The organism is Rhizobium sp. CC1099 (genome assembly GCF_029714385.1).
Taxonomy (GTDB): domain Bacteria; phylum Pseudomonadota; class Alphaproteobacteria; order Rhizobiales; family Rhizobiaceae; genus Rhizobium.
The window spans coordinates 2996795-3020989 of the sequence record NZ_CP121641.1 but is presented as its reverse complement, the minus strand read 5'-3'; the positions used below and the strand labels follow the sequence as shown (position 1 = coordinate 3020989).

Annotated in this window: 26 protein-coding genes; 15 read left to right on the top strand and 11 right to left on the bottom strand. The window is 59.6% G+C overall.

All coding sequences use genetic code 11. The features are described 5' to 3' along the window. The first annotated feature begins 203 nt into the window (after positions 1-203). From QA644_RS15260 to QA644_RS15235, 6 genes are all read left to right on the top strand, one after another. Positions 204-554 carry a helix-turn-helix transcriptional regulator gene (locus tag QA644_RS15260; protein WP_283069353.1) on the top strand — a complete coding sequence of 117 codons (351 nt, stop codon included), beginning with the start codon at positions 204-206 and terminating at the stop codon, positions 552-554. After that, on the top strand, positions 554-1840 hold the full coding sequence (locus QA644_RS15255; protein WP_239597238.1) for a type II toxin-antitoxin system HipA family toxin: 1287 nt from the start codon (positions 554-556) through the stop codon (positions 1838-1840). Before QA644_RS15260 ends, QA644_RS15255 begins: the two co-directional genes overlap by 1 nt. A gap of 379 nt (positions 1841-2219) precedes the next feature. After that, a complete protein-coding gene (locus QA644_RS15250; protein ID WP_283069350.1) occupies positions 2220-2948 on the top strand; it encodes a phosphatase PAP2 family protein in 729 nt (242 codons plus the stop codon). Between the two features lie 97 nt (positions 2949-3045). Then, positions 3046-3801, top strand: coding sequence for a TMEM165/GDT1 family protein (locus tag QA644_RS15245; protein ID WP_283069348.1), 756 nt, complete (start codon positions 3046-3048; stop codon positions 3799-3801). Continuing rightward, positions 3798-4022 carry a hypothetical protein gene (locus tag QA644_RS15240; protein WP_239597249.1) on the top strand — a complete coding sequence of 75 codons (225 nt, stop codon included), beginning with the start codon at positions 3798-3800 and terminating at the stop codon, positions 4020-4022. Before QA644_RS15245 ends, QA644_RS15240 begins: the two co-directional genes overlap by 4 nt. Positions 4023-4322: 300 nt before the next feature. Beyond that, complete coding sequence (locus QA644_RS15235) at positions 4323-5864, top strand: Fic family protein (protein ID WP_283069347.1); 1542 nt, start codon at positions 4323-4325, stop codon at positions 5862-5864. Positions 5865-6233: 369 nt separating this feature from the next. On the opposite strand, the gene QA644_RS15230 is transcribed toward QA644_RS15235, so the two are convergent. The 10 genes from QA644_RS15230 to QA644_RS15185 form a co-directional block, all read right to left on the bottom strand. Then, positions 6234-7271: a Gfo/Idh/MocA family oxidoreductase gene (locus QA644_RS15230; protein WP_283069346.1), complete on the bottom strand. Its 1038-nt coding sequence runs from the start codon at positions 7269-7271 to the stop codon at positions 6234-6236. A gap of 15 nt (positions 7272-7286) precedes the next feature. Then, the gene (gene aroQ, locus QA644_RS15225; RefSeq protein ID WP_239597258.1) at positions 7287-7736 is read right to left on the bottom strand and encodes a type II 3-dehydroquinate dehydratase; all 450 of its coding nucleotides are present in this window, start codon (positions 7734-7736) and stop codon (positions 7287-7289) included. 28 nt (positions 7737-7764) lie between these two features. Continuing rightward, complete coding sequence (locus QA644_RS15220) at positions 7765-8133, bottom strand: 5-carboxymethyl-2-hydroxymuconate Delta-isomerase (protein ID WP_283069344.1); 369 nt, start codon at positions 8131-8133, stop codon at positions 7765-7767. A gap of 25 nt (positions 8134-8158) precedes the next feature. After that, the gene (locus tag QA644_RS15215; protein WP_239597266.1) at positions 8159-9034 is read right to left on the bottom strand and encodes a shikimate dehydrogenase; all 876 of its coding nucleotides are present in this window, start codon (positions 9032-9034) and stop codon (positions 8159-8161) included. A 12-nt stretch (positions 9035-9046) separates the two neighbouring features. Continuing rightward, positions 9047-9808 carry an amino acid ABC transporter ATP-binding protein gene (locus QA644_RS15210; RefSeq protein WP_275593256.1) on the bottom strand — a complete coding sequence of 254 codons (762 nt, stop codon included), beginning with the start codon at positions 9806-9808 and terminating at the stop codon, positions 9047-9049. Between the two features lie 25 nt (positions 9809-9833). Continuing rightward, complete coding sequence (locus QA644_RS15205) at positions 9834-10676, bottom strand: transporter substrate-binding domain-containing protein (protein ID WP_074069522.1); 843 nt, start codon at positions 10674-10676, stop codon at positions 9834-9836. 51 nt (positions 10677-10727) lie between these two features. Beyond that, positions 10728-11378 (bottom strand): amino acid ABC transporter permease, encoded by a 651-nt coding sequence (locus QA644_RS15200; RefSeq protein ID WP_283069338.1) that lies wholly within the window; start codon positions 11376-11378, stop codon positions 10728-10730. A gap of 11 nt (positions 11379-11389) precedes the next feature. Then, the gene (locus QA644_RS15195; protein WP_239597278.1) at positions 11390-12058 is read right to left on the bottom strand and encodes an amino acid ABC transporter permease; all 669 of its coding nucleotides are present in this window, start codon (positions 12056-12058) and stop codon (positions 11390-11392) included. Positions 12059-12134: 76 nt separating this feature from the next. Continuing rightward, positions 12135-12965, bottom strand: a complete 831-nt coding sequence (locus tag QA644_RS15190) for a TIM barrel protein (RefSeq protein WP_283069333.1) — start codon at positions 12963-12965, stop codon at positions 12135-12137. Next, positions 12966-13673 carry a GntR family transcriptional regulator gene (locus QA644_RS15185; protein ID WP_239597283.1) on the bottom strand — a complete coding sequence of 236 codons (708 nt, stop codon included), beginning with the start codon at positions 13671-13673 and terminating at the stop codon, positions 12966-12968. A gap of 315 nt (positions 13674-13988) precedes the next feature. Between QA644_RS15185 and QA644_RS15180 the strand changes: the two genes are divergently transcribed. From QA644_RS15180 to QA644_RS15140, 9 genes are all read left to right on the top strand, one after another. Next, on the top strand, positions 13989-14882 hold the full coding sequence (locus tag QA644_RS15180; RefSeq protein WP_283069330.1) for a dioxygenase: 894 nt from the start codon (positions 13989-13991) through the stop codon (positions 14880-14882). A 21-nt stretch (positions 14883-14903) separates the two neighbouring features. Further along, positions 14904-15686 (top strand): 2-oxo-hept-4-ene-1,7-dioate hydratase, encoded by a 783-nt coding sequence (hpaH, locus tag QA644_RS15175; protein WP_283069328.1) that lies wholly within the window; start codon positions 14904-14906, stop codon positions 15684-15686. An 8-nt stretch (positions 15687-15694) separates the two neighbouring features. Continuing rightward, positions 15695-16462, top strand: coding sequence for a 4-hydroxy-2-oxoheptanedioate aldolase (gene hpaI, locus QA644_RS15170; protein ID WP_283069326.1), 768 nt, complete (start codon positions 15695-15697; stop codon positions 16460-16462). Positions 16463-16497: 35 nt separating this feature from the next. Further along, positions 16498-17226, top strand: coding sequence for a transporter substrate-binding domain-containing protein (locus tag QA644_RS15165; RefSeq protein ID WP_283069324.1), 729 nt, complete (start codon positions 16498-16500; stop codon positions 17224-17226). Between the two features lie 168 nt (positions 17227-17394). Further along, a protein-coding gene (locus tag QA644_RS15160) for an IS3 family transposase (protein ID WP_283069323.1) occupies positions 17395-18584 on the top strand; the annotation gives its coding sequence in 2 pieces (ribosomal slippage) (positions 17395-17647 and positions 17647-18584; 1191 coding nt in all). A gap of 893 nt (positions 18585-19477) precedes the next feature. Continuing rightward, positions 19478-19717 carry a hypothetical protein gene (locus QA644_RS15155; RefSeq protein ID WP_194728009.1) on the top strand — a complete coding sequence of 80 codons (240 nt, stop codon included), beginning with the start codon at positions 19478-19480 and terminating at the stop codon, positions 19715-19717. 20 nt (positions 19718-19737) lie between these two features. Then, positions 19738-20091 carry an EF-hand domain-containing protein gene (locus QA644_RS15150; RefSeq protein ID WP_194730219.1) on the top strand — a complete coding sequence of 118 codons (354 nt, stop codon included), beginning with the start codon at positions 19738-19740 and terminating at the stop codon, positions 20089-20091. A gap of 308 nt (positions 20092-20399) precedes the next feature. Continuing rightward, positions 20400-21356, top strand: a complete 957-nt coding sequence (locus QA644_RS15145) for a phosphate acetyltransferase (protein ID WP_283069322.1) — start codon at positions 20400-20402, stop codon at positions 21354-21356. 3 nt (positions 21357-21359) lie between these two features. Beyond that, positions 21360-22538 carry an acetate/propionate family kinase gene (locus tag QA644_RS15140; protein WP_283069321.1) on the top strand — a complete coding sequence of 393 codons (1179 nt, stop codon included), beginning with the start codon at positions 21360-21362 and terminating at the stop codon, positions 22536-22538. Between the two features lie 333 nt (positions 22539-22871). On the opposite strand, the gene QA644_RS15135 is transcribed toward QA644_RS15140, so the two are convergent. Then, entirely contained in the window at positions 22872-24191 is a 1320-nt protein-coding gene (locus QA644_RS15135) for a glucoamylase family protein (RefSeq protein WP_283069320.1), read from the bottom strand. Positions 24192-24195: the final 4 nt, after the last annotated feature.

Sequence of the window (24195 nt, the reverse complement as noted above, 5' to 3'; positions counted from 1 at the left end):
ATGGGTTACGGTGTTGCGGGCGTTGCGCGGACGTTCAGTCATTCGGATCTCGGGCGCTCCGCAGGCGGCAGCAACCTGCATTGATCCGATTCTGTGCGCTATTCCGCTCTATTGGACGAAAATGAGCGGAATTCCGCTTGCATTCCTCCGCTGAATGATGTAGCGGAATTCCGCATATCTACCATAAAAGAGCGGTATTCCGCATGGCGAACACGATTTTCAATATCCTCGGCACGCAACTGCACGAAGCCCGGGTCCGACGCGGCCTGAGTCAACCACAACTGGCCATGCGGGTCGGGCGAGATCGAGCGCGGATCTCCGAACTCGAGCGCGACCTGAGCGGTGGCCGATCGGGCCGCGATCGGCTCACGCTATTCGCCGAGATATGCGATGCGCTTGATCTTGTTCCCGTTCTCGTGCCCCGTTCTCGCGCCCTGGAAGTCCGTGCCTTGGTCAGTGAGACCAACAACGAGGAGCGACGCGCGCAACCCGGCCGCACGGCTTTCGACGAATTGTTCGTCGATCTCGGCGCCGAGGATGAGGGCGAACGCTGATGGCAAAAAAAGAGCCCGCTATCCTTGGCGTCCATCTTCTCGATCATGCGCGTGGGCCGGTCCGGGTCGGCACATTGACACGAGACGGGGATGGAGGCGTCGCGTTCTCGGTTGCAGAATCGTATCTCAGAGACACCCAGCGCCCTAACCTCAGCCTCGGCTGGTATGATCCGGACAGCGATAAAAGCACCCGTGATCGGCTTGCCTATCGCGGAGACAAGATCGGTCTCCATGGAACATTGCCTCCATGGTTTGCCGGATTGCTGCCTGAGGGGGCCCTTCGCGAACTGGTTCTCAATGAAATGGGACCCGGGGACCATGATCAATTCGACGTCGTAACCCGGCTTGGTGCCGACCTGCCGGGAGCAGTGCTGATCACTCCAGAAACCGGCGTGCCGACTTCGACAGGTCCGTTTGAGATGGAGACGGTCGCGGGCTTCCAGGCGCCGTTGCCGGAGGGCGCCGTGAAATTCTCCCTGGCCGGCATCCAACTCAAGTTCACCGCCAATCCCGACGGCGATCGCCTCACGGCACCGGGCAGGGGCGATACTGGCCGCTGCATCATTAAGGTCGCGAGCGAGCGATTTCCCGGCCTGCCGGAAGCAGAATATGGCGCCATGCGCCTGGCGGAAATGATCGGCGTTCATATTGCCAAATGTCGCCTTGTCTCGCGCGACGCGGTGGTAAGCGTATCCGCTCACTTCCTCGAGCACGGCAAAAGTGTCCTGGTCGTTGATCGCTTCGATCGAACGCCCGATGGCGAGCGCCTCCACATCGAGGATGCCGGACAGATCATCGGTGCGGTCGGAGATCGCAAATATACGATGGCCACGACAGAGACCGTCCTCAATATGGTGCGTCGCTTCAGCACCGATCACCGAGAAGATATTCTGGAGGCGGTACGCCGCGTTGTCGCGGATGTGCTGCTTGGAAATGGCGACAATCATCTCAAGAACTGGTCATTCTGGTTTCCCGAGCCCGGCCAAATACGCCTCTCGCCAGCCTATGATATCGTCCCGACAGTCCTGTTCGTATCGGGTGATACAATGGCGCTACGCTTTGTCGGGACCCATAATTTCGAGAATGTGAATCTGCGTCGCTTCGAACGGGTCGCGAGCTTCTTGCGCGTCGATCCGAAATGGATCGTTGACGAAGTCAGATCCACCGTCACGCGCGCCCTCGAACTATGGCCAGACCGCGCCACCGAGTTTTTAGGCGAGGAACGCGCGAAGCTAATCATGGATCGGCTTTCGACGCTCCAGCTCGTTCGCGAGGTGAAGGGCTAGGCCCCGCCGGCGAAGCCTCCCTGTTCCGCAACGATGGTTGCGTGCCCCCCGCAACCAACATAAGACGAAAAAACCTCGGTAATCCAACGGGTTACCGAGTTTTTTGTGTTGCCCCATCGCCGCTGCCATCCTCTCAATAAGATCAACTACTTAGTCCGCAGGTGCAAATGTCCCAAGATCCGGCTGAGGGAGGCGAGGGCGCTCGCTAGCTTTGCTCACCGATGAACGCAGCTGTGGATGTCGGGGCGCGCCGGCCGCCGGTATCAGCCAGCGTTTCGGAAATTCCTTTCGACAGCTCCGGCGCCCTCCCGTTCAGGCAATTGTCAGGCAGGAAGCAGACAAGGGCGGATCGCATGTTCGAAGCACAGGAAATATGCAAATGGGCTATCAAGCCGTACCGCTCGGCCGCGCCAGCGCCAGTGGAATTTTCTTTCTAATGGCCTCGACCTGGATGTTGCTGCTCTCCATTTTCCATGCATTCCCGGCGATGGACATCGCTGTTTCATCTTTCTTCTTCCGGGGACCGCTTTGCGGCGGAAATGCCGGGTGTGGCGGTTTCGTCTTCAGCCGGTATGAATCCGTCATATTGCTGCGCTGGGTCCTCTACGTCCTGCCATACCTCGCTGCTGCGGCCGTCATCAGTGTCATCGCTGCTGGAGCCCTGTCAAAATCGATCGGAGCGAAAATTCCGGTGCGGCGATTATGGCTCTCGCTTGCCGCTTTGGCGCTGAGTACCGGATTGATCGTCAATCTTCTGCTGAAGGGCCACTCCGGACGTCCCCGGCCCATTCAGACGAACTTCTTTGGCGGTCACATGGATTTTATGCCGGCCGGGTCGTTCCTCGGACAATGTACCAGCAATTGCTCCTTCGTGTCCGGCGAGGCGTCGGGAGCTGGCTGGCTGCTCTGCCTTATCATTCTCCTGCCGCGTAAGGCGAGGCTCTGGCTTGGGCCGCCAATTGCGATCACTTCTATTGCAACAGCAATTCTGCGCGTTGTGGTCGGTGCCCACTATCTCTCCGACGCCGTCCTCGGATTCCTGATGCCGATCGTCGTCTTCTCCTGGCTTGTCGCGCTTGAACAGCGCTTGCTTCCTGCCGCCAGATAAGGCTGCTGGCACTTGTTGGTGGCGCATGCGGCCGGCTTGGGAGGATCGCTCACGTCATCCGCTTTGGGCATAGCGCCAACGATCAGAAGGGTTCCCTATGACGGCGATCACAAGCATAACCTCGATCGTAACAGCGTCGTTTCTCGGTTCCTTCGTCGAGATCGTCGAAGCTTTCACCATCATCCTGGCGGTTGGCGTGACGCAGAGCTGGCGGGCGGCTTTTACAGGCATTGCCGCCGCACTCGTATTCCTCGCGGTCCTTGTCATGCTGCTTGGGCCGTTGCTCTATCTCATCCCGCTGGAACTGATGCAGTTCGTGATCGGTACCCTGCTGCTGCTTTTCGGGCTGCGCTGGTTGAGAAAGGCCATTCTGCGCGCGTCAGGTATCATCCCGTTGCGCGATGAAGAGAAAGCCTATGCTGCCGAGACCGAAATGCTGCTGCGGCGTGCGGCCGATCGGCGGGCGGATTTTCTGGCAGGAGTGGCAGCGTTTAAGGCGGTGCTGCTGGAGGGCGTCGAAGTGGTTTTCATCGTCGTCGCCGCAGGAGCGGGGCAGGGTATGATCGGCTATGCCAGCATCGGTGCCCTGGCAGCGTGTCTGCTGGTGCTAGCGATCGGAATAACCGTTCACAAGCCTCTGGCCAGGATTCCCGAAAACGGTCTCAAGTTTGCCGTCGGACTGCTTCTTGCGAGTTTTGGAATTTTCTGGGTGGGAGAAGGGCTTGGCGCGAACTGGCCTGGCGGAGACCTGTCGCTACTGCCAATTCTCGCTATTTTCACGATTGTATCTCTGATTGCCGTGAGAAGCCTGCAGTCCATCTTCCAGGTTGGGACGGAAAAGGATTTCAGATGAATTTGCTTCAATCGGCCGTTCGCGAACTCGCTGGAATGTTCATAGACGACGGCGCGCTCGCCGCCATCGTACTCATCCTGATCACCGTCATCGGCCTCGCCGTCAGGGCGGCCTATCTTGACGCATTGACCGGAGCGCTCGCCCTAATGTTCGGCTGCCTGCTGGTTCTGGCAGAGAGCCTTTCCAGAGCATCGCGCAGTGCCGCTAAACGACGCCGGTGAGACGAAGCAACTCGGGCAGGCGCAGGCGGCTCAAGAGCCGCCCGACCTCCTCGAGCTTAGCTTCAGCATAAAGGCCGAGACGGTTCCTTGCCGCCAGCAATACCCGCATAGGCAGGGCACCCATGGTTGCCGCAAGTTAAGATGAAATCCCCGCCTGCTGCTATTACCGTGAGACCTATCAAGCGGGCGAGAATCAAAAATCACGCACGTGCGCCATAGTCATCAAAATTCATTGCCTATAATTGTTTTTCAGGCGATGCTTTCCCTAGTATGGATTCTCAGGCGCGAGCATCGAAAATCATGGTACAGGGACAGAAGAAGCCGTTTTCAGGGCCAGTCAGCGTTCTTCACGGCCGCTGGCTGCCGAAAACGGCTATCCCGGCCGGTTATGCCGCTCTGATTGACGCCTTCGATCTGGCCGTGCCGATCCCCATCACCCTCGCTGCGATTGGCCCCCGACATAAGGTCTATCAGGCGGAGGGCTGGAAACTCTATACGCCCCGCCATGAGCCCGAAGCCAGTCTGACCGGCCACCTGACCTTTGCGTTGCGCTACGAGGGGCTGGATCTCGCTGTCCTGAAAATGCTCTTTCGCGCGACGGGTCCGGAAGCCATCGTCGAGATCGTTCGCGCGGCCCCGACCGGGGCCTATGCGCGACGGCTCTGGTTCCTCTACGAATGGCTGCTCGATCAGCCGCTCGATCTGCCCAACGCCACCCGCGGCACCTATGCCCTTGTCGTCGATCCTGAACAGCAATGGACATCGGAGGGTGAGACCTCTTCACGCCATCGTGTGAAAAACAATCTGCCCGGAACACGTGCCTGGTGTCCGATGATTTTCCGCACGCCGGAGCTGGATGACTTCGTCGCCCGGAATCTGGGCGAGGAAGCCCGTCGCGTGATCGCCGAGGTTCCGGCAGACCTTCTGGCCCGCACCGCCGCCTTCCTCCTGCTCAAGGACTCGCGATCCAGTTTCCAGATCGAGGGCGAAGACCCGCCTCAAGACCGTATCCAGCGTTGGGGCCAGGTTATTGGCGAGGCGGGGCGCCGCCCAGTGGACCGCATGGAACTGGAGCGATTGCAGCGCATCGTCATTGGGGATGCCCGCTTCGTTCACCTCGGCCTGCGTCAGGAAGGCGGGTTCGTCGGTGAGCATGACCGCGTGAGCGGTGCTCCGATCCCCGGCCATATCAGCGCCCGGCATGAGGACCTGCCGGACCTGATCGACGGGTTGACCGCATTCGATCAGGGGCCGGCCCGGCATCTCGATCCGGTCCTTGCCGCTGCCGCGCTCGCCTTCGGATTCGTCTATATCCATCCTTTCGAGGACGGGAACGGCCGCCTGCACCGCTATCTCATCCATCATGTGCTTGCCGAGCGTGGTTTCAATCCGCCCGGGCTGGTCTTTCCTGTCTCAGCCGTCATCCTCGACCGCATCGATGAGTATCGCCGCGTGCTAGAAAGCTACTCGCGGCGTTTGCTGGCCCATGTCCTCTGGAGGCCGATCGACCGGGGAAATGTCGAGGTGTTGAACGACACCGCGGATTTCTACCGCTATTTTGATGCGACACCGCATGCGGAGTTTCTCTTCCAATGCGTGGCGCGTACGATCGATGTAGATCTGCCGGAGGAGGCCAGGTTCCTCAGGGCCTATGACGGGTTCAGGGCCGGCCTGTCCCTTATGATCGACATGCCGGATCGTCTGCTCGATCTTCTTTTCCGCTTCCTGCATCAGAATGGCGGGACGCTCTCGAAGCGGGCGCGGGAGAAGGAATTCGCCGCGCTGACAGAAGACGAGATTGCAAGGATCGAGGCGCTCTACGCGGACCAGCGGCACGATTGACGCCCTCCGAACCTCCAAGAACGGCTGGCATCGCTGCTAAACGTTGAGATGCGCTCTGAAATGCGTTGATAAACAAGGGAGTTTTCGCGTCTCAAGCCTGCAACCATTATTACTTGCGGCGAGCGCAAGTAATAATTAAATCCTGCCCCCGCAACCACGCTACTATAGGCTGTAGCGGCCGAAACTGCGATCCCACACGAAAGTCACGTGATATCGTCGATTCTATCTTCATACCGGCGGGATCAGGGTGAAGACACGGGATTTTAGATGAGTGGATCGCGACCCGTGACATCGGACGACAGGCCGAAGCTGGCGCCGACCGACATTGCTTTCGCCGACGATCCCTGGGAGATGCCCTAGTATCGGTTTCTATCCCAGGACGACGCGTTCCCCACTTGCTGCCGATTGCTTGACGGCCATAATGACCTTCAGCGTGTTCAGCCCTTCGCGCCCGCTGACCAGCGGGGCTTCTTCACCGCGGATCACCTTGCAGAACTGCCGGATTTGCAGCACCAGCGGATCCTCGTCCTGAACGGCGATGCGCTGCTTTTCGAATGGCTCCCACCAGCTGCGTTTCGTGCCGTTCTTCCACACGTCGAGCGACGGGATCGTCAGGGATCCGTGCGTCCCGCCGATCAGGTAACATGCCTCTTCCGTCTTCGGATAGGCGGGATTTTCGCCCGTCGTCATCTCCCAGCTCCAGGGTGCGACGACGGCATCCGAAACGGTGGCCGTGGCAAGAAGACCGCTCGCGAACTCCATCAGGATCACCGAGGTTTCCTCGACAACATTGCCGCGGACGGCGTTGGATTCACGTGCCTGCACGGCAACGATATCGCCGAAAAGATAGCGCAAATTGTCGACGTCGTGGATCAGGTTGAGGAAGACCGGGCCGGCTCCGGCCTGGCGCCGCCAGTCGATGTCGAAATAATCTTCCGGCTTGAACAGCCAGAACATCGCATTGGCCACAAGGATGCGGCCAAGCGCGCCGCTGTCGATGATCTCTTTCGCCTTCTGGATCATCGGATTGTGGCGGCGATGGTGGCCGACCAGAAGCGGAACGCCAGCGGCTTCCGCCGCGCCGATCAGCTTTTCACCGGCAGCGATATCGTCGGCAATCGGCTTTTCGATTAGCGCCGGCACCCCTGCGGCAACGGCTTCGAGGCCGTTGGCGACATGCACCTGATTGGGCGTCGCGACGATGATGCCGTCGGGACGATCCGTTTGGATCATTGCCGCAAAGCTTGGAAACCATTTAGCGCCGGATTCCTGCGCGATCTTCTGCCCGAGCGGCATCGGATCGATGACGGCCAGAAGTTCCGCCTGCGGCTCGGCAAGCACATGCTGGATATGTCGCTTGCCGATCAGGCCGGCGCCGAGCACCGCAAGTCTCTCTTTCCGTTCCATGCTGAGCCCATCCCGTCACTTCTTTTCGGCAGACGTGATCAGGCTTGCCACCCGGCGGATCGCAAACTGATAGCCTTCGGTTCCAAGCCCGGAGATGATCCCGTCGGCGCGGTACGAGACGAAGGAATGATGGCGGAATGCCTCTCGCTTGTGGACGTTGGAAATATGTACCTCGATCACCGGCTGCTCGAAGGTGTTCAGCGCGTCGAGAATGGCAACGGAGGTGTGGGTGAAGGCGGCTGGGTTGATGACGACACCGGCCGCGTCTTCGCGCGCTTCATGGATCCAATCGATGATCTCGTATTCGCGGTTGCTCTGGTGAAAGCGGATGTCATGGCCTAGTTCGGAAGCCACCCGGCGGCAATCGGCCTCGACATCGGCGAGCGTCTCATGACCGTAGATATGCGGCTGGCGCTTGCCGAGAAGATTGAGATTCGGACCGTTGAGAACATAGATCAAGCTCATTTGTCTTCCTTTCGAATTGCCGGAATGGTCACGGCAGTGTGGTTTCGTGGATCGCAAAATCAGGATCCGACTGGATGAGATCAGCTCGCAGGCCGCAGCGGCCCTCGTCGAGTGCCAGACGTGCGACGCCTTCGGCTGCGTCATAGACCGTCTGCAATATCGCTCGCTTTTCGGCCGCCGAGCGTCCGGGCGCGATGCGTAGGATGATCTGCACGAACTGGTTGGCGGGATGCTCGTCGGCGACCAGCGAATGCGTGGCCTCGCGCGCAAAGGTGCGAACGGCATTCGGCTTGACCGCGCCACTGTCACGCACGCTGCGATGAACGGCCTTCACCAGCGCCGGCATGTCGATGCGGCTTCCGGCTCCCTCGCTGTATTCGATCACGATGTGCGGCATCCTGTTTCTCCTTCGCCAGCCTGGATCAGGAGGCTTTGCACAGTTCGGTGAAATGGCTGCTCATGCGTTCGGCGTCCGGTTCGATACCGCTGAAGAGCTTGAACGCCGCAGCCGCTTGAAACACCGTCATCCCTCCACCCGGCAAGGTGCGGCAGCCGAGACGGGTGGCAAGCGCCAGAAGCTCGGTCACCAGCGGCATGTAGACGATGTCGGCGACCCAATGATGGGGCTCCAGCCAACTTTCCTCGATCGGCAGCCCGGGATGGTTCTTCATTCCAGTTGGCGTGGCGTGGATGAGGCCATCGGCAGTCCTCATCGCTTCCTCGACATTGGCGATAGCGACGGCCCGCTCGGTGGAAAACCGCGTGTTCAATTCCTCGGCCAGCTTTGTGGACCGTGCAATATCCTGATCGAAAATCGCCAGATGCTCGATGCCGAGTTTCATCGCGGCGTGTGCGACCGCGACGCCCGCGCCGCCGGCGCCCAGAAGGACAGCCCGATGCCGCGGGATGCCAGGAAGGCCGCGCCGAAAGTTTTCATAAAAGCCGTACCAGTCCGTGTTGTGACCGGTCCGTCTTCCATCCTTGAACACGACCGTGTTGACGGCGCCCAGCATGCGGGCGTCCTCGGACAGATCCGTCAGATGCGGAATCACCGTCTGCTTGCAGGGGTGGGTGATGTTGCTGCCGGCAAAGCCGCGTGCCTCCTCTTCCGCCAGAAGGTCAGGCAGGGCGGTGGCCGGAAGGCCGCGCTCCGCAAGGTCGAGGAGTTCATAGCGATAGTCGAGCCCCTGAAGCAGACCTTCGCGCTCGTGCAGGGCAGGGGATTTCGACATCTGGATATCCGCGCCGATCAGTCCCACCAACACAGCGCGCTTCATCGTTTCGTTTGAAACAGTCATGTGGGGATCGCCTTAATGATGGGCCAGGATTTCGCCGAGGAAGGCTTGGGTGCGCGGATGCGACGGATTGCGAAAGAAGGTTTCCGGCGGCGCTTCTTCGACGATCTCGCCCGAGGCCATGAAGATCACGCGGTCGGCAACCTGCCGGGCAAAGCCCATTTCGTGGGTGACGCAAATCATCGTCATGCCGTCTCTGGCCAGACCAATCATCGTGTCGAGGACTTCCTTGACCATCTCAGGGTCGAGTGCACTGGTCGGCTCATCGAACAGCATGGCTTTTGGTTCCATGCAGAGCGCACGCGCAATGGCTACGCGCTGCTGCTGCCCGCCCGAAAGCTGGGCGGGGAACTTCTCAGCCTGGTCGAGAATGCGGACGCGTTCGAGATATTTGCGGGCGACTTTCTCGGCATCCGCCTTGCTGGTGCCGCGTACGCGCATCGGCGCAAGCGTGCAGTTTTCCAGGATTGTCATGTGCGGAAACAGGTTGAAACTTTGGAACACCATGCCGACTTCGCGCCGGACGGCATCGATCGACTTGCCGCTGTCATCCAACTTTGTCCCTTCGACCATGATCGTGCCTTTCTCGATTTTCTCGAGCGCATTGATGCAACGGATCAGCGTGGATTTACCTGATCCTGACGGTCCGCAAAGGACGATTTTCTCGCCTTTGCGAACCGTAAGGTTGATGTTCTTCAACGCATGGAATGCGCCGTACCATTTATCCACGGCTTCCATGGAAAGAAGCGGGCTTTGCGTGTCAGCGGCGTGCGGCACGGCGATCTCCTGCGTAGAACGTGTATCAGTTGATGGTGAAGGGGATGTTCGGAATGGATTCGGGGAACTTCGGAACCTCCACCTTCATCCACTTCGCATAGACCTTGGCGTGCTCGCCGTTCGACAGGATCTTGTCGAGGAAGGCGTTGACGGTTTCATTCCAGTCCTTCTCGCCAAGTCGTGTTCCGACGCCATTGAATGTCGTGAGGAAATCGATCTTGCGTTCATATGTGCCGGCACTGGCTGCTTCCAGACGGTCGAGGTAGAACTGGTTGCCGCCGACCGCCTGCACCTGGCCGGAAAGCAGCGCCTGGATGGTGGCCGCATCGTCGTCGAAGCGGCGGACCGTTGCGTTGGAGCCGACCGCGTCGGTCACCGCCTTATCCTGAGAGCTTGAGCGTGGGACGCCGATTTCGACGCCTGCCAGATCCGCGATCTCGGCCATCTTCTTGTCCTTCGGTCCGTAAAGCGAAATCGTGTTGCCAGCATATGGCTTGCTGTACTGGATCGACTTGGCCCGTTCCTCCGTCATTGCCATGGTGGCAAACAGGATATCGACCTTGCCGGTGACAAGCGCCGGAATGCGGTTGGCGACCGCGAGCGGTGCAAATTCGACCTCCACGCCCAGTTCCTTGGCGAAGAGCTTGGCGATGTCGGCATCGAAACCGTCCTGAACGCCGCTCGAATTGACAAAGCCCCAGGGCGCGTTGTCGCCCTGAATGCCGACGATGATCTTGCCCTTGGCTTTGACCTCCTCCACCGTCGCGGCTTGGGCAGACATCGGCGATAGCCACGGGGCCATCATCAGAGCTGCTACTGCGAACAGAATTCCACGGCGCTTCAGACCGGTCTTAAAGCTGCTGATCATTACCTTCTCCTCCTTGGTTGATAGAGCTTATGCGTTCGTTGGATTGCCAACTTACCGGACGGCCTTTGCCATCCGATTTTCGAGCCGGGCCCCATAAAGAGACAAAGGCCAGCAAATGATGAAGTAGATCGCGCCGACGATGCCGAAGATAAGCAACGGCCGGTACGTTTGGTTCGAGACGATCTGTCCGGCGCGGGCGAGCTCGATGAAGCCGACGATGGCGGCAAGCGACGTGCCCTTGATGAGCTGAACGAGAAAACCGATGGTTGCCGGCAACGAGACTTTGAACGCCTGCGGAAGGACCACGTCCTTCATCCGCGACACATAGTGAAGCCCCAGCGCATTGGCGGCCTCGGTCTGGCCCTTCGGGATTGCCTGGATACCACCACGCCAGACCTCGCCCAGGAATGCGCTGGCATGCAGCGTGAAGGCGATCGCGACAGCCACCCAGGCCTCGACGCTGACGCCGAGAAGCGCGATCCCGTAGTAGACGACGAAGAGCTGCATCAGCAGCGGTGTACCCTGGAAGACTGAGATATAGCCCGCCGCCGTCTTGCGGAGGGCTGAGAGTTCAGATGTGCGGGCAAGCGCGATGACGAGTCCGAAAACCCCGCCGCCGATGAAGCCGATCGCAGATAGAAGCAATGTCCACTTCAGGCCCTGCAGCAGGAATAGCATTTCGTTTTGGCCGATAACACCCATTGTCCTGCTCCTCACCGCACCGGATAGCTGAAGAAATGCCGCGAGATCAGCGCAAACAGCCCCATCATCATCCAGGAGATGACGAGGTACATCAGCGTAATCGTGAAATAGACCTCGAAGCTGCGGAACGTGTCGGACTCGATGATCTGCGCGACGGAGGTCAGCTCGTAAGCCGCGATAGACGTGCATACCGATGTCGTCAGCGTCAGCATGATGAACTGGCTGGTCAGCGAGGGGTAAATTGCCCTGAGCGCCGGTTTCAGAACGATCAGGCGAAACACCTGCGCCTTGTGCAGGCCGAGTGCGAGCCCGGCTTCAACCTGACCTTTGTGGATGCTGTCGACACCGCCACGAATGATTTCGATGGCATAGGCGCCGCCATTGATGGCGAGCGCGATGATCGCCGTGACAGTGGGATTGAGGCGAACACCCATCATAGGCAGGGCGAAGAAAATGAAGAAGATTTGCACCAGGAAAGGGGTATTGCGGACCACTTCAACGAAGGCGATGACCGCCGCTCGCAAGGGACGGATTTTCGATGACCGGGCCGCGACGCCGATCACGCCGATCACCAGCGCCAGCGACATGCCGGCCAAGGCAAGACCGATCGTCGCCAGAGCCGCCATCAGCAGGTCGGGCATCTTTTCGAAGACAACGCTGAAATCCAGCACGTAGTTCATGACAATATCTCTCTCCGCCGACAGGCTCCTCAGCCTGTCTCCGTGTCGTATTTAGCTGTTGCGCTGTTGCTCGTGCTTAGCCGGCCAACGCACGGGCGGCATCATGCAGGTGACGCAAATGCTCCTCCGGCGCCTGGCTGGAATGGATAGGCACCTCTACCGAGACGGCGGCGCCTGCGGGCAACACCCTCATCAGGCTCGCAACGGGAAGCTCACCCAGCCCCGGCGCAAAACGTCCCGTTCTGGCCTCGCTGACCTTTTGATCCGCCGTTATCGGCGCAGGTCCCCGCGCATCGCAGAGCTGAATGCTCCTGACCATGCCTTGAGGGGCAGCTAAGACATCCTTGGCTTGGCCGCCATTGCGGAAGAAGTGCAGCGCATCGACCAGCGCGCCGGCATTGTCCCGGCTCGATCCCTGCACGATCGACAGGCTGTCATGAAAGCTGGCGACGGTGCGCCAGCCCATGTTCTCCAGGTCGACGCCCATGCCGAAGGTGGCCGCGAGGTCGCAAAGCGCTGCAAAATTGGCAATCAGGCGCCCCCGATCCGGGTCGTCGCCGCAAACGCTGAGACGTCGCGCACCGAGCGCGCTGGCGGCTTCAAGCATTGACACCAGGTCAATGGGATCGAAGTGCGGCCCGATGACAACGAATTCGATGTCATAGAGCGAAATACCTTCGCCATTGAGGCGGGCTTTTACGTCGCGAGCTGCGTCGCTTCCCACCGGCAACTCATAATAGGGAGCGCCGGGAAAAGCCGGATGAAGGCGCAGGCCAACCGATGAAAAACCGGTGGCCGCGGCAAGCGACACGAACTTCGCCGGCGCGACATCAATCGCTGAAAAATGCGCGACCCCCAGCGGCGATGCCGAAGCGTTGGGTGGTATGGTTTCCTCCCGGGTCTCCATTCAGGCAATTCCCTTTTCAGCGAGATGCCGTCGCAGATTTGTGCCGGTACGATGGATGTGCTCGCGCAGCCGGTCGCAGGCATAGTCCATATCCCGCGCCACGGTCCCTTGCGCGATTTCACTATGTTCAACGCTGACATTGCGGTCGCCGGACGTGCGGGTAAGAAAGGTGCGCCGGTAGCGGTCGTTCAAGTTCAGCATGGTCTTGCAGAAGCTGAGAAGCAGCGGTTTACGGCAGCCCGAAATCAGGGTGAGATGAAACTCCCGGTGGACGGCTTCCCACTGCTCAAGCGTTTCGGGTTTTGCTGCATCCCGTTCCGTGCGGTTCAGGCGGTGCAGCGCACGCATGACATTGCCTTCCCAATCGACATCGCCGACGCGCATGGATTCCCGCAGCGCGTAGGTTTCGAATTCCTCACGCAAACTGGTGATCTCTTCGAGGTTCGAAAGTGAAACGGGCGACACGCGGTAGCCGCGATTGTCTTCGAACTCGACCAACCCGTCCGAAATCAAACGCGCCAACGCCTCCCGCAAAGGACTGAGACTGACGTTAAAGCTTTGTTTTGCGCGATCGAGATTGATCTTGCTGCCCGCCTCGAGCTGGCCGGAAATGATCGCTTCGCGCAGACGTGAAACAAGCTGACTGGCGATCGTGTTCTTGCCGTCATCGGGAAAGGATGGCGTTGCCGCCTCCGCGCCACTTTCCAAAATGAGGCTCCCAGGCCCTGATCGCAATTGACATCCTCCCCAGATGGTTCCCGCCACGTTTTCTGGTGGCGGATTTCATTTATCGACGATCCGTATAATAAACGATTATTTTTGTCAAACAGTTTTGGTGAAATGTGGAGTTGAGCTCCATTAGAATTGCCAGAAGTGAATTTTATATAATAAAATCAATTATATACTGACAGCAATCGTGGTTCTATAAAGAGAATTTAAGGAGAATCTCCCGCCATAAGCAATGGCGGCTTGACAAATAATCGATGATTTATCAAAACAGGCACGCCCACAGGGAGGTGTGAGATGGTGATACGGACCCAAGAGGATGTGACGGCGGCTGTTCTGAAGGCTATGGAGCAGACCTCGGATCACCGGCTTCGCGAGATCCTGACGGCGCTGGTGAAGCATCTGCACGCCTTTGTTCGTGAAGTCCGCTTGACGGAGCCGGAGTTTCGCGATGCCACGGCGGTCCTCAACGAAATCGGCCAATTGCAAACGGACAGCCATAACGAGTTCGTCCTGATCTCGGGCTCGCTGGGCGTTTCGACGCTGGTCTGCCTGCTCAACAACGGCGATCGGGGACAGACGGAAACGTCCCAGTCGCTGCTTGGTCCCTTCTGGCGCCTCAACTCACCGCGGGTCGACAACGGCGGCACGATTATCCGTTCGGATACGCCCGGGTCTCCGCTGTTTGTGCGGGGCTGGGTTGTTGACAGACACGGACGTCCGATCGCCGGCGCCGACGTGGACGTCTGGCATGCCTCGCCCGTCGGCCTCTACGAGAACCAGGATCCCGATCAGGCCGAAATGAATCTGCGAGGTAAATTCACGACGGATGCGGAGGGCCGCTTCTGGTTCAGCACGGTGAAGATGATCGGATATCCGATCCCGGTGGACGGTGTCGTCGGTCGGCTTTTGAAGACGCAAGGACGTCACCCTTATCGCCCGGCGCATCTGCACGCACTTATCTTCAAGGAGGGCTACAAGACCCTCATCTCGCAGGTTTTCGACCCGAGCGATCCGCATATCGATACGGACGTGCAATTCGGGGTGACGTCGGCACTCACGGGCGATTTCGTGCAGCATGACGAACCGCATTCGGACGATCCGAACGTGAACGTTCCGTGGTTTTCCCTGGAATACACATACGTCATGGAGCCGGGCGACGCGGTTCTGCCGCGCGCGCCAATCAAATAATCAAACAGGAGACCCACATCCATGTTGACGGATGAAGAACGCCGCAGCGCGGCACAGGCATTGCTGGGCGCCGAGGAAAGCGGCATGCCGATCCCGCAGCTCAGCAAGACCTATCCGCACATCGAGATTGAGGATGCCTATCGCATCCAGGACCTGTGGGCGGAAGGCAGGATTGGCAAAGGTGCGCGCGTCGCGGGCCACAAGATCGGCCTGACATCACGGGCCATGCAGATGGCATCGAAGATGACCGAGCCGGATTACGGGCGCATCCTTGATGATGCTCTTTTCAATGACGGCGCCCAGATCAGGGCCGACCTCTTCATCAAGCCGCGCCTCGAAGTGGAACTTGCCTTCATCATGGGGGAGAATCTCGAGGGCCCGAGCACCCGAATCTACGACGTTATGCGCGCCACCGAATTCATTGTGCCGGCGCTCGAAATCATCGACTACAGAACCGAGGTTCCGCGCGCGATCACTGATACCATCGCGGATAACGCAGCCTTCGGCGCCATCGTCGTCGGAGGTCGCGTCATCCGTCCGATGGACATCGACATCCGGTGGATCGGGGCAACGCTTTCCAAGAACGGGATCATCGAGGAATCGGGTGTTTCGGCCGCCGTCATGGGGCATCCCGCAGCGGGTGTCGCCTGGCTTGTCAATAAGCTCCATGCGGTCGGGGGCAAGCTGGAAAAGGGGCAGATCGTGCTTGCGGGCTCGTTTACGCGGCCCGTCGATATCGCCGCCGGCGATGTCATCCAGGCGGATTACGGTCCGATCGGCGCGCTCGGCGTATCGTTCTTATAGGTGGTGTCATGAATCTTCCGAAAAACCGCTTCAAGCGTGCACTGGCCGAGAAAAGGCAGCAAATCGGTCTCTGGTGCAGCCTCCCGGGCAGCTATGCCGCCGAAATCGTCGCGCCCTCCGGGTTCGACTGGCTGCTGTTCGACACCGAGCACTCGCCGGGCGACGTCCTGACGGTCTTGCCGCAGTTGCAGGCAGTTGCGGCCTACGACGTCTCGCCCATCGTGCGCCCTGCCAGCAACGATGCGGTGCTGATCAAGCGCTATCTCGACATCGGTGCGCAGACACTGCTCATTCCCTATGTGCAGAACCGGGAAGAAGCCGAAGCTGCGGCTTCCGCCATGCGCTACCCACCTGCCGGTATCCGCGGTGTGTCGGGGCTGACGCGGGCGACGCGCTTTGGGCGTGTCACCGGCTACGCTAAGCGGGCAGAGGAGGAGCTGTGCCTGCTGGTGCAGTTGGAAACCCGTGCGGCAGTGGAGGCGTTAGAGGCCATTGCACAGGTAGATGGTGTCGATGGTGTCTTCATCGGCCCGGCGGATCTTGCCGCCAGCCTTGGATATCCGGGGGAGCCCGGCCATCCTGAGGTCGTGGCTGCCGTCGAGGATGCGATCCGCCGCCTTGCGGCTCTCGGTAAACCCGCAGGCATCCTGACGCCGGACACAGCCTTTGCTGCCCGCTGCATCGAACTTGGTACCACTTTTACCGCGGTCGGTGTTGACGCTGGCCTTCTCGCACGCGGAACCGAGGCGCTGGCAGCGAAATTCAGGCAACAGTGACCGCAAGATTGCGCTGTCCGGCAGGAGATCGAGACATGACCGACGATATCGTAGCTTCGCTCAGCGCACTGATCCCGAAAGGCTATCTGCGGGCGGCGGTTAACCTCGCCAATATCGCTTTGGTGCGGCTCGATCCGAAGACAGGAGCCTTTGAAGGTGTCAGCCCACAACTCGCTAGAGAGTTTGCAGAGCGCCTTGGCTGTCGCGTCGAATTCGTCGCCTACCCTTCGGCAGCCAGTATCCTGGACCGGGTCGATCAGAACGAGTGGGACATCGCCTTCCTGGCCGCCGACCCGGCGCGCGAAGACAGGCTGCTGTTTTCGCCTGCCTATGCGCTGATCGAGGGTACGCTTGTGGTTCGAGAGGCAACACCGTATCGCACGTTTCAAGACGTCGACGCGGAGGGCGTGGAAATTTGCGTCACCCGAAACGCTGCCTATGACCTCTATTTGTCCCGGCGTCTAGCGCATGCCAAAATCGTTCATTCGTCTACGCCGGGGGAAGCCCTTGAAATGCTTGTCGCAGGTAAACATCACGCCGCGGCGGGTGTACGGCAAGCGCTTGAGCGCTTTGCGAGCGCGCGTAAGGGCTTCCGTGTCTTAGCGGAACCGTTCCTCGTTATCAGACAAGCAATCGCTGTCAGTTGTTCCTACCCAGCTGCGAGTCTCTTGGTGCGCGAATTCGTCGAGGAAGCTTTTCAACAAGGCTTCTCGGAAAACGTCGTTCGCGATGCGCAACGCAATGGTGTTGCCTTGCGGAATTGAGCCCGTCTAAAATCTGATGTCGATCGCAAGGTTACCACAATGGAGCACCGGCAATCCAGCTTGTCCAACATCAGAAGAAGATCGCTCCTGTCGCCGCAAGAGATTGACCTGCCACGGGTAATTTCCTCCAGAATGGATTAGAGTTCCGGCCTATTAAAGGACGGACGAATGAAGAAGCAGAGATTTACGGAAGAGCAGATTATTGCTGTGCTGAAGGAGCAGGAAGCTGGCGCGAAGGCGGCCGACCTTTGCCGGAAGCACGGAATTTCAGAAGCGACGTTTTATAACTGGAAAGCCAAATACGGCGGCATGGAGGTCTCCGAGGCGAAGCGGCTGAAGGCGCTTGAGGACGAGAACGGCAGGCTGAAGAAGCTGCTGGCGGAGCAGATGCTGGATGCAGCCGCACTCCGCGAGCTTCTATCAAAAAAATGGTAGGGCCCGCCGCCAAGCGTGAAGCCGTCACGCATCTGAAGGCCGTCATGGGTCTTTCGGAACGGCGGGCCTGCCAGATCATCTCCGCCGACCGCAAGACGATCCGCTATCGGTCCTGCCGACCGCCGGAGATCGAATTGCGAGCAAAGCTACGCGAGTTGGCCAATGAGCGGCGACGCTTCGGTTATAGACGGTTGTTCATCCTGCTTCGGCGGGACGGAGAGCCGTCCGGGGTCAACCGCATCTATCGGCTGTATCGCGAGGAAGGGCTATCCGTTCGCAAGCGGAAAGCCAGACGCCGTGCTGTCGGCACGCGTGCACCGATCCTGGTCGAAGCGAGGGCCAATGCCCGCTGGTCACTGGACTTCGTGCATGACCAGTTTGCCTGCGGCAGACGCTTTCGCGTTCTCAATGTCGTCGATGACGTGACGCGCGAATGCCTGGCAGCGATCCCGGACACCTCGATCTCCGGCCGTCGTGTTGCCCGCGAACTGACAACGCTGATCGAGCGGCGTGGCAAGCCTGACATGATTGTCTCCGACAACGGCACCAAACTCACCTCGAATGCCATCCTTGCCTGGTCGAAGGATCACAAGGTGGAGTGGCACTACATCGCGCCGGGTAAACCGATGCAGAACGGATATGTCGAGAGCTTCAACGGCCGGATGCGCGACGAGCTGCTCAACGAGAGCCTGTTCTTCGGCCTCGACCATGCTCGCAGCGCCATCGCCGAATGGGCCGAAGATTATAACCATTTCCGGCCCCATTCATCGCTCGGATACCAGACCCCGGCAAGCTATGCCGGGACCATCGCCGCAACCGGCTCCAACGCTGCGCAAGATGAAAGCTTCGCGTTTCCGCCGGTTGCTACCACCGCGCCACTTGGCGTATTCAAAACCGCCGGGGCTCTAATCGCCGCTGGATGAAACTTCAGTGGCAGGTCAAGATGACCCGAAGCGATGATAGAGCCATAGGGCCAGAAGCGACTGCACGATCAGACCGCCGGCAAAGGCGTCGATGCTGAAGAGGGCGGCGAGCGTCAGGACGAGCGTCCTCGACTTGTGAAGCGGCTGAGCGGGGGATGTCTTGATGTCGGCCTTGGCACGCGCCGATACACCAGAAACGACGCAAGTCCCGGGGCGGCGTAGAGCGGGAACACCGGCTGCAAGGCTTGAGAGTTCGCAAAAAAAGCGACGTGGCTGACGGAAGGTGCGCCTACTTCAAAAGCCAGAAACCACCCAATCTGGTCATGCGGCCAAAAATGAGCGGCCGCAACGCGGAAATAATTCCTGCCAAATTGTGCTAAGCCACTATGGTTTCGGGCCTCCTGTGCCATTTGCAATTTCGAAAGCCCTGTTAACTCAACGAGGGATCTCATTATCCTGCAACCGCTCAGGCAAATACTGCTTCCGATATCGCAACCAGATCAGGCTGTCGGTGGCGATCGAGGGCCGTCAGGAAGCGCTTCGCGAGCGTAAGGACCAACGATCGCTTTAAACAAGGCAGGAGCGGGACCACAATCACCCCATCTATGTCCTCTTGGAGCTCTGAATCCAGGGATCTGATCTCGCTTCGGCAAGACATCAAGCGGTCGAGACAGGTGCCCGAGTGTTGTTTTCGTCCATGTGCAGTGGTAGTATTCGCCAGCAACGTTGAAGCTTCAGCGCGCGCGCTGCATGTTTATCTGTGAGTTCCTTCTGATCAGCAGAAGAATCTCTCACGTTGAGGGACGTACTCAGAAGCTTATCTTCGTCCGACGCCACTCATTGGCGCCTCCGCCGTCTGTCTTAAACGTGAACGGAAATGCTTGGAGGAAAAAATGACCAAGTCCACGATAAGTCTTACTCTTATAGGCTGCCTTGCCTTGTCTGGCTGCCAATCTGCTGCGACGTCGCAAGGAGGACGTAGTAGCGAGTTCGGCTGCATCGCCGGTACGGTCGGCGGCGCGGTCGTCGGCGGTCTAGTCGGCGCGACCATTGGCTCGGGGACCGGGCAACTTTGGGCTGTTGGCGGCGGCGCCACGCTGGGCGCTGCGGGCGGCAGTGCCTTGACCTGTTAATGACGCGAAAGGCCGGGATGATGAAAAGAGTAGCGCTACTGACAGGATTCGTCTTTTTCACCACCATGGCGGCTGTCGCGCAGAATCAACCGACGGCCATGAACCAAGGCCAAATGGATCGCCTCGACCGCGACAAGAACGGAGCGGTCGAGCGATCCGAATATCAGGCCTTCATGACGCAGGCCTTCGCGAGCATGGACAAGAACAGGGATGGAAGCCTGAATTCCGACGAAGTTTCCCGAGTTCTGACTGTCCAGCAATTCGGTGCCATCGACGCTAACGGCGACGGCAAGGCCAGCCGGAACGAGTTCCTGAACAGGGTGATGACGGACTTCAAGGCCGCCGATCGGGGCGGCGACGGGACCCTGCAGTAGCGCATCAAGGCAAGCGTGCATCGCTCGCTTCCGCGCGGTAGCGACGGCCGGATGCGCTTGTCCCGCTGAGAGTACCGGCAGGCTTCCCTAAGGCGGCCCTCACATAGCCTATCATGCCTCCTGAGGCTTGAGGAGGTGGCAATAGAGCATCCAGTCGCCCGGATTGTCGGCGCCTTATCTGGATGGTGCTGCGGCAGGTTCAGGCGCTCGACATCCAGCGCCCTGAAGGAATAGCCGTGCAAATGGATCGGGTGGGAGTGGTTCGAGGTGTTGATCAGATCGAAGATCGAAGCAGAGGGAGCTCCCCAGTGATCGACCTTTCCACGTCCAAACCTGAGCAGTCAAAGTACGACGGGCTGATTTCCGCTGCGCGGGAGGTTGCGCCTGCCGTCACGATCGTGGCGCATCCCTGCGACGAGACGTCCTTGCGGGGCGCGCTTGAAGCCGCCGAGAACAGACTGATCGTACCTGTCCTGGTGGGCCCCGCCGCAAAAATTCAGGCGGTGGCCGCGGAGAACGGGCTTGATCTGAAAGACTACGAAATCGTCGACGTTCCACATAGCCACGCCGCTGCGGCGAAGGCTGTCGTCCTGCTACGAGAGGGAAAGGGCGAGCTCCTCATGAAGGGCAGCCTGCATACGGACGAACTGATGCGCGATGTTACGGCCTCCGCCACCGGCCTGCGCACAGAACGCCGCGTCAGCCATGTCTTCGTGATGGATGTGCCTGGCCACGCCGACACGCTCTTCATCACCGACGCGGCGATCAACATCTCTCCCGACCTTGATGTCAAACGTGACATCGTGCAAAACGCAATCGACCTCTGGACGACGGTCGGGCTCGGTCTGCCTCGTGTGGCGATCCTTTCCGCCGTCGAGACCGTGACGACAAAAATACCGTCGACCATCGAAGCCGCAGCGCTATGCAAGATGGCTGAACGCGGCCAGATCACCGGCGGCGTGCTCGATGGCCCGCTCGCATTCGACAATGCGATCAGCCCGGAGGCCGCTCGCATCAAAGGGCTCACGTCGCCCGTCGCTGGCCGGGCACAGATCCTCGTCGTGCCCGACCTTGAGGCGGGGAACATGCTGGCCAAGAACTTGACATTCCTCGCCCATGCGGATGCCGCGGGAATCGTGCTTGGCGCGCGTGTGCCCATCGTGCTGACCTCGCGTGCCGACTCGGTGCGCAGCCGTCTGGCTTCGTGCGCGGTCGCTACGCTCTACGCCGCCGCCCGGCCGCGTGCGACACAAGTGGCGGCCTGAACCATGGACGCGATCCTTGTCGTCAACGCCGGCTCGTCAAGCCTGAAATTCCAGATCTTCGAGATCGCCGACACTGGCCCTAAACGCTGCATTCGCGGTCAGATCGATGGCATCGGAGTACGGCCTCGTCTAGCGGCGAGCGCCGCCGACGGAACGGTCCTGGTTGATCGCCGATATGCGCCAGAGGTAGTCGACCACCTGCCGGCGGCAATTGCTGAAACCCGTGCGTGGTTGCTGACCCTTAAGGGTTTCACGCTCCGCGCTACTGGTCATCGCGTCGTCCATGGCGGCCCTGACTATGCGAAACCGATCCTCATTGACCGCGACACGCTCGACAAGCTTGCGACTTTCCAGGAGCTTGCTCCGCTGCACCAGCCGAACAACCTCGCGCCGATCCGCCTGGCGATGGAAATCAATCCGGATGTGCCGCAGGTCGCCTGTTTCGACACCGCTTTCCATCGCGGCCACGCCCCACATACGGATTGCTACGCCTTGCCCTGGCACTACTACGAGCATGGAGTGCGTCGATACGGCTTTCATGGCCTGTCCTACGAATACATTGCCGAGCAGTTGGCCGAAGTCGCGCCCGGTATCGCCGGTGGACGCATCATCGTTGCCCATCTAGGCAGCGGCGCGTCTATGTGCGCGCTGAAGGCCGGACGCAGCCTCGAAACAACGATGGGATTCACGGCACTCGATGGCTTGCCGATGAGCACCCGGCCGGGCCAGATGGATCCCGGCGTCGTGCTGTATCTGCTCGACCACAGAGGCATGACTACGGGAGAGGTTACGGACCTTCTCTACAGGGCGTCCGGTCTGAAGGGACTGTCAGGCATTTCCGGCGACATGCGCGATCTTCTTGTCAGCGATGACCCACGTGCGGCATTCGCGATCGATCACTTCGTCCATCGCTGTGCGCTCAGCGCCGGCACGCTTGCCGCCGCGCTTGGAGGTCTCGACGCTTTCGTCTTTACGGCGGGCGTCGGGGAGAATTCGCCGCCAATCCGCGCCCGCATCGCCGAACGGCTTGCCTGGCTGGGAGCCGAACTCGATCCCGCGGCCAACGAGGCGGGCGCGGTGCTCATTTCCACTCCTGCGAGCCGCGTCGCGCTCTACGTCCTGCCGACGGATGAGGAACTGATGATCGCCCGCCACACGCTTGCACTCATAATGGCATCCTGAAACCCCTGTCTCACAGGAGAAGCAACCCAATGTGAGCACACGATCAACCCTTTCGGCCCAAGAAGCTGCGTCATTGATGACGGCACGGAAGCGTTGCCACCCCCTTTTTTCGTCGCCCACGACGGCGTGCCTGTTCACCGGGCAGGTGCTCTATGTGGACGGCAGCTATCATATTGTCGTCTGAGCATGCGGCGAACAAAGCAGCCGCCGGCACCCATCCCGCCAAGTTGAAGTACCCACCCCTCCTTCGCATCCCGGAAGATACCAATTGACAAAAAAGGCGGGAGTCGGCATCTGCGGGCGTAAGACGATAGAAGCCAAGCGGCATCCAACCTAAAGCCACCCCCCTGAAAATCCTGCATGTCGCAATCCGATCACCAGAGGCTTGCATCGACGCATGATGTTCCAGAGCAAACCAGTTCGGTAGTTTTCGATCATCAGCACCACCGGGCCTTGGTCAATGCCAAAGTGATAGGGACTCACCCACCATCCGGTCGGACTGTTTTCCACGGCATAGGTCTGGTTGAACGACGGTTTGAAACCGTAAAGGCGCGTCATGCCGAGCTTCATTCGCGCAAAGTTGAGGACTGTCGGCACGACGATCTCTGGCGCGAACGGCAGCGAGGCGACAACGACCCATGGCGCGACGGTGCCATCGTCAGGTCCGAAGGGCGCGCCACGGGCGATGTAGTCGAAGAACTCCCGGTCGACGCCATTGATCGCCCGCTTACCCCAACCTGGTCCGTCGCAGGCGGTAAACCCCCAACAATATTCCCCGTAACCCGCAAACCGCATTGGGTTGCGAATTGCATATTCCTGCTGCACGAATGATGCCTGCCGGCTGTTTTCAAAGTAGTCGCTGTGGTGCTGGCGCATGAACTCGTCACGAATGCCTCGAAAGTCTACCCACATGTGCGACAACTGGTGGGTAAAAAGCGGCCCCGAATAAAGCAATTCGCGACCATAGATGTTTCTCCATTCATAGCTCGCGGTGTAGGCGGCGTAACTCTCCGGAGGCAGTGGATGGGTTGGCGATCCCAACCCGAGAATATACAGCAGCAGACCCTCATCGTAACCGCGCCAACGATAGGGAATAAACCCGCTTTCCGGGTGCCAGCCATGTGTCAAAGTGGGGCCGCCATCGCAAGCCCACATCCAGTCGGCTCGCTCGTAAAGCGCCGTCGCAAGCTGGCGGATTTCTGCCTCATCGGCCGTATCGCCATCAAAATAGGTCGCTGCGGTCAGGGCTCCGGCGAACAGGAAAGCCGAATCGATGGTGGACAATTCGCATTGCCAGGCCCGGCGGCCCGTTTCGATGTCCAGAAAATGATAAAAAAAGCCCATGTACCCGGATGCATCGGGCTCTGGCCCCTGCGGGCATTCCATCAAAAACCGCATTCGCTTGCGGGTGATCTTTGCAGCGAATTCGCGGATGATTACCCCGCGCTCGACAACAACGGGGATTGTCGCCAGGGCCATGCCAATTGCCGCGATGCTTGCCGGGGCATTCGGTTCGGTTTTGTCGCGCACCAGGCCGTTATCCGGGTTCGTGCATTGGAGATAGTACAACAGTGTCGTAAATTGCAGCCGAGCGAGGTCCTGGTCCGTTGGGATGCGGTCGAGATCAGCGTCCGTCGAGAGCGTTACGGGCATGGCC

Excerpts from the sequence above, each read along its gene's own strand:
- QA644_RS15220 (WP_283069344.1), bottom strand. The coding sequence starts at position 8,133 with ATGCCGCACATCGTGATCGAATACAGCGAGGGAGCCGGAAGCCGCATC.
- QA644_RS15255 (WP_239597238.1), top strand. The coding sequence starts at position 554 with ATGGCAAAAAAAGAGCCCGCTATCCTTGGCGTCCATCTTCTCGATCAT.
- QA644_RS15195 (WP_239597278.1), bottom strand. The coding sequence starts at position 12,058 with ATGAACTACGTGCTGGATTTCAGCGTTGTCTTCGAAAAGATGCCCGAC.
- QA644_RS15205 (WP_074069522.1), bottom strand. The coding sequence starts at position 10,676 with ATGATCAGCAGCTTTAAGACCGGTCTGAAGCGCCGTGGAATTCTGTTC.
- QA644_RS15165 (WP_283069324.1), top strand. The coding sequence starts at position 16,498 with ATGACCGACGATATCGTAGCTTCGCTCAGCGCACTGATCCCGAAAGGC.
- QA644_RS15260 (WP_283069353.1), top strand. The coding sequence starts at position 204 with ATGGCGAACACGATTTTCAATATCCTCGGCACGCAACTGCACGAAGCC.
- QA644_RS15140 (WP_283069321.1), top strand. The coding sequence starts at position 21,360 with ATGGACGCGATCCTTGTCGTCAACGCCGGCTCGTCAAGCCTGAAATTC.
- QA644_RS15230 (WP_283069346.1), bottom strand. The coding sequence starts at position 7,271 with ATGGAACGGAAAGAGAGACTTGCGGTGCTCGGCGCCGGCCTGATCGGC.
- QA644_RS15190 (WP_283069333.1), bottom strand. The coding sequence starts at position 12,965 with ATGGAGACCCGGGAGGAAACCATACCACCCAACGCTTCGGCATCGCCG.
- aroQ (WP_239597258.1), bottom strand. The coding sequence starts at position 7,736 with ATGAGCTTGATCTATGTTCTCAACGGTCCGAATCTCAATCTTCTCGGC.
- QA644_RS15250 (WP_283069350.1), top strand. The coding sequence starts at position 2,220 with ATGGGCTATCAAGCCGTACCGCTCGGCCGCGCCAGCGCCAGTGGAATT.
- QA644_RS15155 (WP_194728009.1), top strand. The coding sequence starts at position 19,478 with ATGACCAAGTCCACGATAAGTCTTACTCTTATAGGCTGCCTTGCCTTG.
- QA644_RS15240 (WP_239597249.1), top strand. The coding sequence starts at position 3,798 with ATGAATTTGCTTCAATCGGCCGTTCGCGAACTCGCTGGAATGTTCATA.
- QA644_RS15200 (WP_283069338.1), bottom strand. The coding sequence starts at position 11,378 with ATGGGTGTTATCGGCCAAAACGAAATGCTATTCCTGCTGCAGGGCCTG.
- hpaI (WP_283069326.1), top strand. The coding sequence starts at position 15,695 with ATGAATCTTCCGAAAAACCGCTTCAAGCGTGCACTGGCCGAGAAAAGG.
- QA644_RS15150 (WP_194730219.1), top strand. The coding sequence starts at position 19,738 with ATGAAAAGAGTAGCGCTACTGACAGGATTCGTCTTTTTCACCACCATG.
- QA644_RS15235 (WP_283069347.1), top strand. The coding sequence starts at position 4,323 with ATGGTACAGGGACAGAAGAAGCCGTTTTCAGGGCCAGTCAGCGTTCTT.
- QA644_RS15180 (WP_283069330.1), top strand. The coding sequence starts at position 13,989 with ATGGTGATACGGACCCAAGAGGATGTGACGGCGGCTGTTCTGAAGGCT.
- QA644_RS15135 (WP_283069320.1), bottom strand. The coding sequence starts at position 24,191 with ATGCCCGTAACGCTCTCGACGGACGCTGATCTCGACCGCATCCCAACG.
- hpaH (WP_283069328.1), top strand. The coding sequence starts at position 14,904 with ATGTTGACGGATGAAGAACGCCGCAGCGCGGCACAGGCATTGCTGGGC.
- QA644_RS15245 (WP_283069348.1), top strand. The coding sequence starts at position 3,046 with ATGACGGCGATCACAAGCATAACCTCGATCGTAACAGCGTCGTTTCTC.
- QA644_RS15215 (WP_239597266.1), bottom strand. The coding sequence starts at position 9,034 with ATGACTGTTTCAAACGAAACGATGAAGCGCGCTGTGTTGGTGGGACTG.